The organism is Providencia sp. M-27, from assembly GCF_011077905.1.
GTDB classification, from domain to species: domain Bacteria; phylum Pseudomonadota; class Gammaproteobacteria; order Enterobacterales; family Enterobacteriaceae; genus Providencia; species Providencia huaxiensis.
In genome coordinates this window covers 49,054-62,994 of record NZ_JAALBT010000020.1, presented here as the reverse complement: position 1 = coordinate 62,994, position 13,941 = coordinate 49,054, and the positions used below count along the sequence as shown (strand labels likewise).

15 protein-coding genes are annotated in these 13,941 nt (G+C 42.4%); 9 read left to right on the top strand and 6 right to left on the bottom strand.

All coding sequences use genetic code 11. The features are described 5' to 3' along the window. The 3 genes from G6Q48_RS22070 to purD form a co-directional block, all read left to right on the top strand. Nucleotides 1-229 (top strand): hypothetical protein (locus G6Q48_RS22070; protein ID WP_207393057.1); only part of this gene is annotated, 229 nt, incomplete at its 5' end. 175 nt (nt 230-404) lie between these two features. Beyond that, complete coding sequence (purH, locus tag G6Q48_RS19435; RefSeq protein ID WP_102140161.1) at nt 405-1,994, top strand: bifunctional phosphoribosylaminoimidazolecarboxamide formyltransferase/IMP cyclohydrolase; 1,590 nt, start codon at nt 405-407, stop codon at nt 1,992-1,994. 17 nt (nt 1,995-2,011) lie between these two features. Next, nucleotides 2,012-3,295: a phosphoribosylamine--glycine ligase gene (gene purD / locus G6Q48_RS19430; protein WP_102140162.1), complete on the top strand. Its 1,284-nt coding sequence runs from the start codon at nt 2,012-2,014 to the stop codon at nt 3,293-3,295. A 319-nt stretch (nt 3,296-3,614) separates the two neighbouring features. On the opposite strand, the gene G6Q48_RS19425 is transcribed toward purD, so the two are convergent. From G6Q48_RS19425 to nudC, 6 genes are all read right to left on the bottom strand, one after another. Further along, nucleotides 3,615-4,241 (bottom strand): DUF1481 domain-containing protein, encoded by a 627-nt coding sequence (locus tag G6Q48_RS19425; RefSeq protein WP_102140163.1) that lies wholly within the window; start codon nt 4,239-4,241, stop codon nt 3,615-3,617. A gap of 89 nt (nt 4,242-4,330) precedes the next feature. Next, complete coding sequence (locus G6Q48_RS19420; RefSeq protein WP_004264522.1) at nt 4,331-4,603, bottom strand: HU family DNA-binding protein; 273 nt, start codon at nt 4,601-4,603, stop codon at nt 4,331-4,333. A 199-nt stretch (nt 4,604-4,802) separates the two neighbouring features. Next, entirely contained in the window at nt 4,803-5,390 is a 588-nt protein-coding gene (locus tag G6Q48_RS19415; protein ID WP_102140164.1) for a YjaG family protein, read from the bottom strand. A gap of 74 nt (nt 5,391-5,464) precedes the next feature. After that, entirely contained in the window at nt 5,465-6,136 is a 672-nt protein-coding gene (nfi, locus tag G6Q48_RS19410; protein ID WP_166268091.1) for a deoxyribonuclease V, read from the bottom strand. A 109-nt stretch (nt 6,137-6,245) separates the two neighbouring features. Then, entirely contained in the window at nt 6,246-7,310 is a 1,065-nt protein-coding gene (gene hemE, locus G6Q48_RS19405) for a uroporphyrinogen decarboxylase (RefSeq protein ID WP_102140166.1), read from the bottom strand. A 92-nt stretch (nt 7,311-7,402) separates the two neighbouring features. Further along, complete coding sequence (gene nudC / locus G6Q48_RS19400; protein ID WP_102140167.1) at nt 7,403-8,194, bottom strand: NAD(+) diphosphatase; 792 nt, start codon at nt 8,192-8,194, stop codon at nt 7,403-7,405. A gap of 249 nt (nt 8,195-8,443) precedes the next feature. Here nudC and G6Q48_RS19395 point away from each other — a divergent pair, with 249 nt between their 5' ends. The 6 genes from G6Q48_RS19395 to G6Q48_RS19370 are packed head-to-tail and all read left to right on the top strand — an operon-like array spanning nt 8,444 to nt 13,758. Next, on the top strand, nt 8,444-9,496 hold the full coding sequence (locus G6Q48_RS19395; RefSeq protein ID WP_102140168.1) for an ABC transporter substrate-binding protein: 1,053 nt from the start codon (nt 8,444-8,446) through the stop codon (nt 9,494-9,496). Nucleotides 9,497-9,523: 27 nt separating this feature from the next. Then, nucleotides 9,524-10,339 (top strand): alkaline phosphatase family protein, encoded by an 816-nt coding sequence (locus G6Q48_RS19390; RefSeq protein WP_166268087.1) that lies wholly within the window; start codon nt 9,524-9,526, stop codon nt 10,337-10,339. After that, on the top strand, nt 10,339-11,241 hold the full coding sequence (locus G6Q48_RS19385; protein ID WP_166268085.1) for an ABC transporter permease: 903 nt from the start codon (nt 10,339-10,341) through the stop codon (nt 11,239-11,241). The genes G6Q48_RS19390 and G6Q48_RS19385 overlap by 1 nt, the downstream gene beginning before the upstream one ends. Next, the gene (locus G6Q48_RS19380; protein ID WP_102140171.1) at nt 11,231-12,061 is read left to right on the top strand and encodes an ABC transporter permease; all 831 of its coding nucleotides are present in this window, start codon (nt 11,231-11,233) and stop codon (nt 12,059-12,061) included. Before G6Q48_RS19385 ends, G6Q48_RS19380 begins: the two co-directional genes overlap by 11 nt. Then, nucleotides 12,061-13,077 (top strand): ABC transporter ATP-binding protein, encoded by a 1,017-nt coding sequence (locus G6Q48_RS19375; RefSeq protein WP_166268089.1) that lies wholly within the window; start codon nt 12,061-12,063, stop codon nt 13,075-13,077. Before G6Q48_RS19380 ends, G6Q48_RS19375 begins: the two co-directional genes overlap by 1 nt. Before the next feature lie 18 nt (nt 13,078-13,095). Beyond that, nucleotides 13,096-13,758 (top strand): HAD family hydrolase, encoded by a 663-nt coding sequence (locus G6Q48_RS19370; RefSeq protein ID WP_166268083.1) that lies wholly within the window; start codon nt 13,096-13,098, stop codon nt 13,756-13,758. Nucleotides 13,759-13,941: the final 183 nt, after the last annotated feature.

The window sequence follows — 13,941 nt, the reverse complement described above, 5'->3', positions numbered from 1 at the left end:
TCGCGCTTTGCGTTGTCTTGTTCCCGGTCAGTGGATGCGCATTATAGGGAGTCAGAAAAATCTGGCAACCCCTTTTTTGCATTATTTTGTTCAACTGCTGCATTCCACAGCAAAACCCCCACTTATACCGACTTATGCACCAAGTTATCCACAGCATGAAAATAATTTAAAAATTACCGCGCATTACGCAAACGTTTGCGTTACAATTGGCTCGAAATTTCAGCATTGATTTTGTTTTTATGTTCTGAAATTGTTAGTGACTTATATATTGTTATAGGGAAAGCGGGCTAATTCCGCTTGGCTTTCATCAATAGATATAATAGGTATATAAGAAAAGCTCTTTGAGTTTTTACTGACTGATATTCGTTATTGCCTTATTTATTCAAATCCAAGGGATCTATCTCATGCAACTGCTTCGTCCTATTCGTCGTGCCCTGCTTAGTGTGTCTGATAAAACAGGGGTTGTTGAATTCGCTAAGGCGTTATCTCAACGTGGTGTTGAGCTTCTATCTACTGGCGGTACTGCAAAGTTACTTGCTGAGTCAGGATTAAACGTAACTGAAGTTTCAGATTACACAGGGTTTCCTGAAATGATGGATGGCCGAGTGAAAACATTGCACCCGAAAGTGCATGGCGGAATTTTAGGACGTCGCGGTACAGATGATGCCATCATGCAACAACATGACATCGCGCCTATCGATATGGTTGTTGTTAATCTATACCCATTTGCCCAAACCGTGGCAAAACCAAATTGCACCCTTGAAGATGCTGTAGAGAATATTGATATCGGAGGCCCAACCATGGTGCGCTCCGCGGCTAAAAATCATAAAGATGTCGCAATTGTGGTAAATAGTAATGACTATCAAACCATCATTGATGAGATGGATAATCACGAAAACTCGCTAAATTGGTCGACTCGGTTTGACCTCGCAATAAAAGCTTTCGAGCACACTGCGGCTTATGACAGCATGATTGCGAATTACTTTGGTGAATTAGTTGCCCCTTATTATGGCGATACAACTCAGCCTTCCGGCCGCTTTCCTCGCACCTTGAATTTAAACTTTATAAAAAAACAAGATATGCGTTATGGAGAAAACAGCCATCAAGATGCGGCTTTTTATATAGAAGAAAGCCCAAAAGAAGCTTCTATTGCAACTGCACAGCAGATCCAAGGTAAAGCCCTGTCTTATAATAATATCGCTGATACCGATGCAGCTCTTGAATGTGTTAAATCATTCGAAGAACCTGCTTGTGTAATTGTCAAACATGCAAACCCTTGTGGTGTCGCTATCGGTGATTCTATTCATACAGCTTATGATAACGCATTCAAAACTGACCCAACCTCTGCTTTTGGTGGCATTATCGCTTTTAACCGTCAATTAGATAAAGAGACCGCTCAAGCGATTATTGAACGCCAGTTTGTGGAAGTCATTATTGCGCCTTCTGTTGCTAAAGATGCATTGCCTATTCTTGAGACTAAACAAAACGTCCGCGTACTTGAATGTGGCGAATGGAGCAAACCCGTTGCAGGTTTAGACTTTAAACGCGTGAATGGCGGTTTATTAGTGCAAGACCGTGACTTAGGAATGGTTGAAAAAGAAGAACTTCGCGTTGTAACTAAGCGCCAACCAACTGAACGCGAGCTAAAAGATGCGTTATTCTGCTGGAAAGTCGCGAAATTTGTAAAATCCAATGCAATCGTTTATGCCAAAAATGATATGACTATCGGTATTGGCGCAGGGCAAATGAGCCGTGTGTATTCTGCAAAAATTGCAGGTATTAAAGCCGCAGATGAAGGTTTAGAAGTCGCTGGCTGTGCGATGGCCTCAGATGCCTTTTTCCCATTCCGCGATGGTATTGATGCCGCGGCAGCTGTTGGCGTAACTTGTGTTATCCAACCTGGTGGTTCTATTCGCGATGATGAAGTGATTGCAGCCGCAAATGAACATGGTATTGCCATGCTTTTCACTAATATGCGTCATTTCCGTCACTAATTATTAGGAGCCTAGTCATGAATATTTTAATTATTGGTGGTGGTGGTCGTGAACATGCATTGGCATGGAAAGCTGCGCAATCACCTTTAGCGGAAAAAGTCTATGTTGCCCCAGGTAATGCAGGAACAGCATTAGAACCTACACTCGAAAACGTGAATATTTCGGCAACTGATATTGATGGGCTGCTCCAATTTGCTAAAGAAAAACAAATTGATTTAACTATTGTAGGCCCTGAAGCACCATTAGTTATTGGTGTTGTTGATGCATTTAAGGCTGCCGGTTTAACTATTTTTGGCCCAACCCAAGGTGCTGCACAGCTTGAGGGTTCAAAAGCATTTACCAAAGATTTTTTAGCTCGTCACAATATTCCAACTGCCGCTTATGAAAATTTTACTGAGATAGAGCCCGCTTTGGCTTACTTAGATAAAGTCGGTGCGCCTATTGTGATTAAGGCTGACGGCCTTGCCGCGGGGAAAGGCGTTATCGTTGCCATGACCTTACAAGAAGCAAAAGAAGCTGTTCACGATATGTTAGCGGGAAATGCCTTTGGCGATGCAGGGCATCGTATCGTTATTGAAGAGTTTCTCGATGGTGAAGAGGCGAGTTTCATCGTTATGGTAGATGGTGAAAATGTCATTCCAATGGCGACTAGCCAAGACCATAAACGTGTCGGTGATGGTGATACTGGTCTAAATACAGGTGGAATGGGTGCTTACTCTCCCGCCCCTGTCGTGACCGATGAAATACACCAGCGTGTGATGGAACAAGTCATTTACCCTACAGTTAAAGGCATGGACCAAGAAGGAAACCGCTATCAAGGCTTCTTATATGCAGGTTTAATGATTGATAAAGCAGGTAACCCAAAGGTTATCGAATTCAACTGCCGTTTTGGCGACCCTGAAACTCAACCTATTATGATGCGCTTGCAATCGGACTTAGTCGCTTTATGTTTAGCCGGTGCGAAAGGTGAGCTGGCAGGTAAAGATTCATTATGGGATGAGCGCCCTGCTCTAGGGGTAGTTATTGCCGCGGGTGGTTACCCAGGTGATTACCGCAATGGCGATGTGATTTCAGGTTTACCAACCACTGAGGCCACTGATAGCAAGGTTTTCCACGCAGGCACTCGCTTGAAAAATGGTGATGTAGTCACTGCCGGTGGGCGTGTGTTGTGTGTCACTGCGTTAGGCGATGATATCGCTAAAGCGCAAACCAAAGCTTATGAAGTGGCAAAAACCATTCACTGGGATGATAACTTTTACCGCAACGACATCGGCTACCGTGCCATCGCTCGTATAAAATAATACAAAGTACTAAACCATTCCCTAAGCTGATAAGAGGAAACTTTTATCAGCTTTTTTATTGTTGTTTGTACTATCAAACAAGCACTCTAAGGATTTCTGTTCGCAGCTAGACGACAAGGTGACTAGGCTAAGTCACCGCGGCCAACAATGCTGAAGGTCGAAAGGCTACGAGTTGACGAGCAAAAATATCGGCTCTAAGTATTTCAATTCAGAGCTAGGCGGCAAACGAAGATATCTTAGGGAGCATACATAAGTATGTGACCTAAGTAGCTGAGAGCAGCCAACAACGTTATGGATTGAAAGACGACGAGCGGTGATATTACAACGAATCTTTAGAAGGCTGCCAGCGGCAAAAATCGGTATCCGCCACCATCAAAAGCTGATTCCCCTCTGAAGACTCCAACCACGCTAAATTTAACTGGGAATGCCACACTTTCGCACGGCTCTGTAACCAATTTTCAGCATAGGGCTCGAAGGTTACTTCTCGCACATCACCTTCACAAGTCGTCACTTTGCCTTGTTGCCAACGTCCTTGGTAAAGTTTAACGCCACCGACAATAAGGGCGGTGTTTGTCTCAAGTACTCGTTCAGCTTCAAAGCGCCAACGCGTGATGTCATCCGTTGAAAGTGGTGTTTTATGGCCATCTTGGGCACGCTGCATAAAAACAACGTCATTGTTTTTATCGAAGCGTAATTGTTCGGTGATATCACCATTTTTTTGGTTCAAGATTTGGCTGCGAATTTGCCAGAGTTTACCGGAGCGGTATTCGAAGAAATTAACGGAAGTGTCTGTGCCTTTATAGGGGCTATAAACCACCATTAAGACAAGAGGTTGGCTTTGTGCATTATTCAGCCGCCACATACGAATGACGCCATCATCAGCAATAAAACCACTTGCACTAAACTCAGGAAGTTTTGGTGCATTAGAAGAACAGGCGCTTAGCATTGAGATGGCTCCCAATACCAGCAACCCTTTTTGAATAAACAAAAGGGGGAGTTTTTTACCCCCTCTGGTAATTCGTCTGTACAATGTTCTTATTTTACAGCTTCTTTCAGTGCTTTACCGGCAGAGAAAGCAGGTACAGTTGTAGCAGGAATTTGGATTTCTGCTTTAGTTTGTGGGTTACGACCAGTACGTGCAGCACGATGGCTAACTTTAAAAGTACCGAAACCGACCAGTTGGACTTGCTCGCCTTTTTTCAGCGTTTCAGAAATAGCATTCAGAGTAGATTCTAATGCTGCTTTTGCCTGAACTTTGGTCAGGTCCGCTGATTCTGCGATAGCATCAACTAATTCAGTCTTATTCATAAATTATCCTTACACAGTGTGTTTATCGTTTGCAAAGCATCGAGTGCGTCGGATATGCCAAATTGACAGCCCCTGATACACGCCCCCGATAGCCACTTCTTCTCGCCCCTAAATGTAGACCAGAGTAGGGGCAAATGTGAAGTCTTAGTACTCAGCATTACTGCGTCAAGTCACGTTTTCGATAATGAAAATGCAAAAATCAGCTTAAAGTAATACCTATGTTGCTCACCCCCGCTTCGCGGAGGTCAGATTTTAATCCTTTAATTAACTCTAAGTCGCGCTCTTCACAAGCTGCCAGTAAGCGGAAAATGTCCCACTGGATATCCCACTCTTCTTCAACGGCCGGGATTTCTTTGAGTTCTTCTTCTGTCATTTCCCGCCCTGCTTGAGTCATTTCGAGCATGGCAACCGTACGAATGGATGCTTCGCTAACCAATATCGCGTGTTCGAGGGTTTCACCACTCAATTTCGAATGAATAATTTCACCCAATGCAATACAGGCATCAATAGCTGGATACACACCATACATATCAAAATCATCCGCTGATGGGATAATTTCTTCTAATTTTTCTAACTGACTGTCGAAATTGACTTTGCTATCTTTAATGACCAAAGTTTCCCAAACTAAATCAAGGATGGAACGATAAACTTTTGCATCGGCAAATTCAGTTTGCAGACAAAACATCTGAAAGTTGGGATACATTCTTTCACATAAGCTTGCCATGAAAGTTGTATGTTGCCAGCTTTCTAATTTTTCCAACCTCAAATGAATGGGATTTCTTAACATAATTTCTGACTCATCAATCTTAATACTTCGCAGTTTACCTGAAAATCTGTCAATGCCACATATTTTGCTGATAATTAGCTGATTTTCTCATTCATTCGCTTAAAAAACGTTCGATTTGATGCAATTCCGTCAGCAAAACGTGTTGGTTCAGGCAACCTATAACCCTTTAGACACTGCCTAACCCACTCTAAGGAAGATGAAAAATCGACTTTATGTCCCGGAGAAACATATAATGGTTTGCAGCGTTTTTTACTCCGCAGCACCCAACCGAGTTGATTTTCACCTGCCATTAACGGCTGAACACTTTCGGGTTCTTCACTTAACTCATCTGCATCACCACATAAACGGCTTTTTGCAACACCAATTGTGGCAACATTCGCTTGTAACCCAAAATGGCAGGCAACACCAAACCGCCGTGGGTGTGCAATCCCTTGTCCATCCACAAGCACTAATTCAGGTTTGTTTTGTATTTTTCCCCACGCAGCCATTAGTCCAGGCACTTCACGAAAAGAAAGTAACCCCGGTATATAAGGTAATTGCGTCGGTATTCGAGCTATTTGATACTCAACAAGTTCTAACTGTGGCCAAGATAGTACAGCCACCACAGCTCTCGTAATCTCACCTTGCTGTTCAAAGCCCACATCAGCCCCACCAATCAGTTTGAGGGGTGGAAATTCGTCATGCAAAATGATTTTTGAGGCTTGGCTAGTTTGTTCTGTTCGTAACTGTTGGGTATCTAAAACCATCATGCGTCCATTGCTTATGATATTTAATTATTCTTAATCATAGATGATAATGGTGTACTTACAAGATCCTATAAATACACCACAAATCAAGAAGATCAATAAACGATAATTATTGATGATATTGGCGGGATAAACGGTGAACAGCATCCACAAATGCACCTGCATGCTCCGGTGGAACATCCTGATGAATACCATGACCTAAATTGAATACGTGCCCTTCACCTTGGCCGAAGCCTGATAGAATATTTTGTACTTCTTCTTCTATTCGCGCAGGAGGTGCATACAACATGGATGGATCCATATTTCCTTGCAGGGCAACTTTATCACCAACACGACGACGAGCATCGGCAATTTCAGTCGTCCAATCAAGGCCTAATGCATCACAACCCGTTGCTGCCATTTCTTCTAACCACTGACCGCCACCTTTAGTAAATAAGGTGACAGGAACACGGCGACCATCATTTTCACGAATTAAGCCATCAATAATTTTATGCATATAATTCAGTGAAAACTGTAAATAATCACGCTTAGTTAATACCCCACCCCATGTATCAAAAATCATCACAGACTGCGCACCGGCACGAATTTGAGCATTCAAGTATAAAATGACGCTATCTGCCAGTTTATCCAATAACAAATGCAATGAATTCGGGTCTTCGTACATCATCTTTTTGATTTTAGTGAAGGCTTTGCTGCTACCGCCTTCCACCATATAAGTCGCCAGTGTCCACGGGCTACCAGAGAAACCAATGAGTGGTACATTGCCTTCAAGGGCTTTACGAATGGCACGAACTGCGTCCATCACATAACCAAGTTCCATTTCAGGATCAGGAATAGGGATATTTTTTACATCTGCTGCGCTCATAATCGGTTTATGAAAACGCGGACCTTCACCTGTTTCAAAATATAGCCCAAGCCCCATTGCATCAGGGATGGTAAGAATATCAGAAAATAAAATTGCAGCGTCTAATGGAAAACGACGTAATGGCTGCAATGTCACTTCACAAGCCAATTCGGTGTTTTTGCACAGAGCAATAAAATCACCAGCTTCCGCGCGAGTTGCTTTATATTCTGGCAGGTAACGCCCTGCTTGACGCATCATCCATACAGGGGTCACATCTACAGGCTGACGTAGCAAAGCACGTAGATAGCGGTCATTTTTTAACTCAGTCATTATTTACTCCATTATTATAAGTGGCCGCCGCAAATGGCTAAGAGCGAAGTTCATTATTGTATCATGTTAATGATAACAATATCAGCGCTGTGCTATTCCCCCGTTTCATACTCACTTTGACGACACAATGCGACCGTATCTTCAATCAAACGCCTAGCTATTGTGTCTGCCGGTGGGATCAACGGTAAATCATCGTAATGATACCAATTTGCGCTCACCAGTTCCTTCGGGTCTACTTTAATATCACCACTCTCATAATCCGCGAGGAACCCCATCATTAAGGAATGAGGAAAAGGCCAAGGCTGTGAAGAAACATAGCGGATATTTTTCACTTTAATATGGCTCTCTTCCATGACTTCGCGCATGACTGCTTCTTCTAATGTTTCGCCAACCTCGACAAAACCAGCAAGTACCGTAAATAACGGATTTTGCGAATGGCGTCGGTGCTGAGCTAATAGAATATGGTCATCGCGGCGGATCCCCACGATAATGCAAGGGGCGATCTGCGGGTAATAGCGCTCATGACAATGGTCACACAAACACGCCCACTCTGTTTCACTGTGGCGCATCGCAGTACCACAATAACCACAATAACGGTGGGAACGATAGAATTCTGCTAATTGCACACCTCGCCCAGCAAGGCGAAATAAGCCTTCATCTTGCGCAGCAACAATACGGGGAGAAGCCATATCTGATGGCATTTTTTCGGCTATCAACCAGACGATTTCCCCTTGCCACTCACCAATGGGTGTTGCCGTTTTTCCTTCTAACAAATAGTCCTTTGCCATACCTCGAGGAATATCTCCATGAGGTAGCCACAAACGCCCGGAAAAACAGATAAACCACCAACCACTTTCTGTTCCTGATAATTTTAACTTATTCATTTTTCACGTCTTTTGTCAGTTTTTATTGTCGGTAAAATAAATCTATTAATGACACAATATACTTTTTTGACACAAAGTCATTCAAACGTTTGTTTCATTGTTTTTCTTTAGCAATTTTGACACTTTTTAGACGTTCCATTCCATAAAATGTCTAAAAACTGTCATAAAAGGATCAACTAACTGTCACGTCTTAAAATTAGGATGCTAAGTAACCAATACGGTTCACCGTTCTTCAAAAGTGAGAAAATAATGAAAACTATCGTTCCTGCGATTTTACTATCATTGACCGCATCCAGTGTGACATTAGCTGCTGATACTAATTTAACAGAGTTAATCAATGCAGCGAAAAAAGAAGGACAAGTTTACAGCGTTGGGATGCCTGATACTTGGGCGAACTGGAAAGGAACTTGGCAAGACTTAGCGACACAATATGGGTTGAAACATCAAGACACCGATATGAGCTCCGCCCAAGAAATTGCTAAATTTGCCGCAGAAAAAAATAATGCGACGGCAGATATTGGTGATGTCGGTGCCTCCTTTGGGCCTGTTGCCGTACAAAAAGGAGTGACGCAACCTTATAAACCAACAACTTGGTCACAAATTCCTGATTGGGCAAAAGACAAAGACGGTCATTGGGCTTTAGCCTATACGGGGTCTATCGCTTTTATGATAAATAATGATTTAGTAAAAGATGCACCGAAAAGCTGGGATGACCTACTAAAAGGGAAATATAAAGTCACCGTTGGGGATGTTGGGATCGCTGCACAAGCGAATAACGCTGTACTGGCAGCTGCATTTGCGCGTGGTGGGGATGAAAACAACCTAAAGCCTGCTATTGAATTTTTTGCTGAACTCGCCAAACAAAAACGCCTATCCGTTAATGACCCAACTGTCGCAAATATCGAAAAAGGTGAAGTCGAAGTTGGCATATTATGGGACTTTAACGCACTGAATTACCGTGATCAGATCAATCGCGATCGCTTTACGGTTGTGATCCCATCTGATGGCTCCGTGATTTCGGGTTACACCACTATTATCAACAAATTCGCCAAAAACCCTAACGCAGCGAAGTTAGCTCGTGAGTTTATTTTCAGTGATAAAGGGCAAATTAACCTTGCTGAAGGTTATGCACGACCAATTCGTGCACAATATTTAACGTTACCTGATGATATTAAAGCCAAATTATTACCAGAAGAACAATATAAAAATGTTCAACCCATTAAAAATGCAGAAGGCTGGGAAAAATCATCTCGTAATCTCCCTAAAATGTGGCAACAGCAAGTTTTGATCCACCAGCAGTAATCAATGTATTGATTTTAGGAAAAATTAATGTCTGAAAAAGTCATACTTGTTGTCCTAGACGGTTTAAGTTATTCAGTAGCCCATCATTGCATGGGCTATCTCAACGGCTTAATCAAAGCCAACAGTGCAACACTTTACCAATTAGAGTGTGAGCTTCCTTCGATGTCTCGCCCTTTATATGAATGCATACTGACGGGGGTTCCCCCAGTCAAAAGTGGTATTGTAAATAACCAAATTGTCCGCCTTTCTCACTTTGAGAGTCTCTTTTCCCTTGCTCGTCAAGCTGAGAAAACAACTGCCGCCGCCGCTTATTATTGGGTGAGCGAACTGTATAACCGGGCTCCTTTTGTTGCCTTACGAGACCGCTTCACCCACGATGACTCACTCGCTATCCAACATGGCTGCTTTTATCAAGCAGACCATTACCCTGATGACCATTTATTTGTCGATGCGGAATATTTACGGACTCAATTTAACCCTGATTTTTTATTGATCCACCCTATGAATATAGACGACACAGGGCACAAGTTCGGTTTTGATTCGCCCCAATATCGTAATGCAGCACGCCATGCAGATATTATCCTGTCGAATTATATTCCTACATGGGTTGAGCAAGGCTATCAAATCATGATCACGAGTGATCATGGTATGAATAATGATCGTAGCCATGGTGGAACACTCCCCGAAGAGTGTTTAGTACCATTGTTTGTGGTCGGTTCGCAGTTTTCTCATCAACCCTGCAATATTGAGCAGACAGCAATTTGCGGAACCATTTGTCGTTTACTCGGTGCCAACTCTCTCGATAAACCGGTTTGTGATGCGCTATTACGAGGAGATTTGTAATGGCTGATATTCCTGCCCCCTGTGAACAGACATACCAACAACAGGGAAAAATTGCCATGTTGAAAAAACGCTTTGCTCGTTTTCATTGGCGCGCTGCACTTCTACTTTTGCCATTCTTTGTGTTGTTTAGTTTATTCCAAATCGCCCCAATGATTTGGGTGCTCATTAATAGCTTTATCTACGAAGAAGCATGGTCATTAGGTAACTATCTTGAGGTATTCAATAATGATTTTTACTTGCAAGCGTTTGAAAATACCTTATGGCTTTCCATTATTTGTAGTGTGATTGGCTTATTTATTTCCAGTATCACGGCATTTTCCATTTATAAAATGCAAGGGAAAATTCGCCGAATAATGATCTCCTTCACCACCATGGCCAGTAATTTCAGCGGTGTTCCCCTTGCTTTCGCATTCATTATTATTTTGGGCTTCAATGGGGCGATTACCTTACAACTTAAATCATGGGGGATTATCGAAGATTTTAATATATACAGCGCCAGCGGCTTAATGCTGTTGTATGTGTATTTTCAGATCCCATTAGGTGTGTTGTTGCTCTACCCCGCCTTTGACGCACTAAAACCGGAGTGGGAAGACGCAGCGAAAACGATGGGTGCAAGTAAGCTGACCTATTGGTTAAAAGTCGCTATTCCAGTGCTTTCTCCTGCTTTACTTGGCACTTTTATTATCTTAATTGCTAATGCAATGGGCGCATACGCCAGTACTTATGCGTTAACGAGTGGTAATTACAACCTTGTGACTATCCGAATTGCCAGTTTAGTTTCTGGTGATTTGTTTCTCGAACCGAATATGGCTGCTGCGTTATCAATGCTACTTATCGCTATCTTAGCTTTTATCACTGCCATACATCATTGGTTAATCAAGCGGAGCTACCATGCAAAATAATAATGCGATTAGCCCAGCCATAACCAATGGCAATAAACCCTCTGGGTTATGGCTTCATAAGTTAGTACTAATCAGTGTTGCTAGCCTACTAGCGTTACCTATTATTGCCACATTTTTGTATTCCATCGCCAGTTCTTGGGGAGCCACTGTGCTACCTGACGCCTTGTCCATCAAATGGTATCTACAATTATGGCAAGACCCGCGTTTTCTCATGGCGTTTGGTCGTTCATTGATTATTTGCTTTGGTACATTACTGGTTAGCACATTAATTATTTTACCGATGACGTTTGCAGTATTTTATCGGTTCCCCAAACTCAAAGGGGTAATGGATTTACTGATTATTTTACCCTTTGCGATCCCGCCTGTGGTCTCATCGGTGGGCTTGCTGCAAATATTTGCCGATGAACCATTCATGTTAGTTGGCACACCTTGGATCCTGATTGGTACCTATTTCACCATCACGTTACCTTTTATGTATCGTGCGCTTGCGAATAGCTTCCAAGGCATTAATTTACATGACTTAATGGATGCAGCACATTTACTCGGTGCCAGTACTTTCCAAGCCTTCATGATGATTGTGTTACCCAATATTCGCAAAGGTATGTTGGTTTCATTATTAATTTCATTTTCATTTTTAATGGGTGAATTTGTGTTTGCCAATATCCTTGTGGGAACACGCTATGAAACTTTGCAAATCTATCTTTTCAATATGCGACAAACCAGCGGACACTTCACTTCTGCCCTGGTGATGTCTTATTTTCTATTTACCTTATTGCTGACGTGGTTAGCAATGCGATTAAATCGTTCAGGAGATGAATGATGAGTTATGTTATTGCGGAAAATTTAGCCAAATCTTTTGGCACTAATCAGGTATTTGCTGATATTCAATTTACTATCGAAAAAGGTGAATTTATTACCCTACTAGGGCCAAGTGGTTGCGGAAAGTCTACCTTATTACGCTGTATTGCAGGGCTTGAACAACTTAATCATGGTGAACTTTATATTAATCGCCAGAATGTAACCCACCAAGCCGCGCAACAACGCGGAGTGGGTATGGTGTTCCAAAGTTATGCGTTATTTCCCAACATGACTGTGGTTGACAATATCGCGTTTGGTTTAAAAATGCGTAAAATTGATAGCCAAGCGAGATCTAAAGCAGTCGCTGAAGTGATTGAATTAGTTGAATTGCAAGGCAAAGAACAACAATTTCCTCATCAACTGTCAGGGGGACAGCGCCAACGCGTTGCGCTAGCAAGAGCATTGGTGATGAAACCGCAAATTTTGTTACTTGATGAGCCGCTTTCCGCTCTTGATGCACGCATTCGCAAGCACTTACGCCAGCAAATTCGCCAAATTCAACGTGAGTTAGGCTTAACCACAATTTTTGTTACTCATGATCAAGATGAAGCGATGATTATGTCTGATCGTATTTTTCTTATGAATAAAGGCCAGATCGTGCAAAGCGATACGGCAGAGAATATTTATACCCAACCGGCAACAGAGTTTGTCGCTCGGTTTATGGGGCATTACAACCTTGTTGATTCAGAAAAAGCCAATACAATGTTAGGCCTTAATTTACAAGGTACACTGGCTATCCGTCCTGAGTCTATATATGTCAAAGAAGCGGGGCGCCAATATGGTAGCCATATTTCTCACCCTGTTGATGCCGTGATATTGGACCATCAATTGCTCGGCAATATTATTCGTTATAGTGTGAATACCCCTGCAGGTGATATGACGGTGGATTTACTTAACCGCTCATCTGAGCGTTTATTTGAACCAGGAACTCACCTTCAACTTATGTTTAATAAAAATGAAATTCGCACACTTAGTTAATCAGTGAATAGGAATATAATGCAAAACCAACTGGCCATTTTTGACTTAGATGATACGTTAATTCAAGGTGATAGCAGCGTATTGTGGACACAATACCTGTGGGATAAACAAATCATCAGTAATCCGCAATTTGTGGAAGCGGATAAAGCCATGATGGCGCAATATAATGCAGGTACATTAGACATGCCAACTTACTTACGTTTTAACCTGCAGACTCTCGCCAATGTAAAAGCTGAGCAAGTAGATATCTGGTTGGATGATTTTGTACAAAGTGTGATTTTACCGCGGATCTACTCTGAAGCGATTAGAACGATCGCAAATTATCGAGCCAAAGGGATCCCAATTATTGTGATCTCCGCAACTGTTTCATTTATTGTGAAAAAAATTGCGGATCAACTGGGTGCAGATATCGCAATGGGGATCGATATCAAGCAACAAGATGGCTGCTACACCACAGAAATTGACGGTATCCCAACCTTTAAAGAAGGCAAAGTCAAACGCCTATTAGATTGGATCCGCCACCAGCCGATCACTGACGCCTATGTGTATTTCTACACCGACTCCGCTAACGATCTCCCAATGTGCCAATTTGCCGATGAAGTATTTATTATCAACGGCGACGAACGCCTAACGCAAACCGCACTCAAACACAATTGGCCACAACATACTTGGGGTTTGTAAGCCCAATTTTAATTTCAAACTTGGTTTTAATTTTGGTTTTAACTAACTAATCTTTTCAAAGGTTCCTCTAAATTATTCGTGCTAGAGGAAGGAGATAAATAGAATTATCCCGATGAGCATACATAAGTATGTGATTCGGGTAAATCTATGAAATCGACGCACCTATCGCGCGAAGAATGACGA

Excerpts from the sequence above, each read along its gene's own strand:
- purH (WP_102140161.1), top strand. The coding sequence starts at position 405 with ATGCAACTGCTTCGTCCTATTCGTCGTGCCCTGCTTAGTGTGTCTGAT.
- purD (WP_102140162.1), top strand. The coding sequence starts at position 2,012 with ATGAATATTTTAATTATTGGTGGTGGTGGTCGTGAACATGCATTGGCA.
- G6Q48_RS19425 (WP_102140163.1), bottom strand. The coding sequence starts at position 4,241 with ATGCTAAGCGCCTGTTCTTCTAATGCACCAAAACTTCCTGAGTTTAGT.
- G6Q48_RS19420 (WP_004264522.1), bottom strand. The coding sequence starts at position 4,603 with ATGAATAAGACTGAATTAGTTGATGCTATCGCAGAATCAGCGGACCTG.
- G6Q48_RS19415 (WP_102140164.1), bottom strand. The coding sequence starts at position 5,390 with ATGTTAAGAAATCCCATTCATTTGAGGTTGGAAAAATTAGAAAGCTGG.
- nfi (WP_166268091.1), bottom strand. The coding sequence starts at position 6,136 with ATGGTTTTAGATACCCAACAGTTACGAACAGAACAAACTAGCCAAGCC.
- hemE (WP_102140166.1), bottom strand. The coding sequence starts at position 7,310 with ATGACTGAGTTAAAAAATGACCGCTATCTACGTGCTTTGCTACGTCAG.
- nudC (WP_102140167.1), bottom strand. The coding sequence starts at position 8,194 with ATGAATAAGTTAAAATTATCAGGAACAGAAAGTGGTTGGTGGTTTATC.
- G6Q48_RS19395 (WP_102140168.1), top strand. The coding sequence starts at position 8,444 with ATGAAAACTATCGTTCCTGCGATTTTACTATCATTGACCGCATCCAGT.
- G6Q48_RS19390 (WP_166268087.1), top strand. The coding sequence starts at position 9,524 with ATGTCTGAAAAAGTCATACTTGTTGTCCTAGACGGTTTAAGTTATTCA.
- G6Q48_RS19385 (WP_166268085.1), top strand. The coding sequence starts at position 10,339 with ATGGCTGATATTCCTGCCCCCTGTGAACAGACATACCAACAACAGGGA.
- G6Q48_RS19380 (WP_102140171.1), top strand. The coding sequence starts at position 11,231 with ATGCAAAATAATAATGCGATTAGCCCAGCCATAACCAATGGCAATAAA.
- G6Q48_RS19375 (WP_166268089.1), top strand. The coding sequence starts at position 12,061 with ATGAGTTATGTTATTGCGGAAAATTTAGCCAAATCTTTTGGCACTAAT.
- G6Q48_RS19370 (WP_166268083.1), top strand. The coding sequence starts at position 13,096 with ATGCAAAACCAACTGGCCATTTTTGACTTAGATGATACGTTAATTCAA.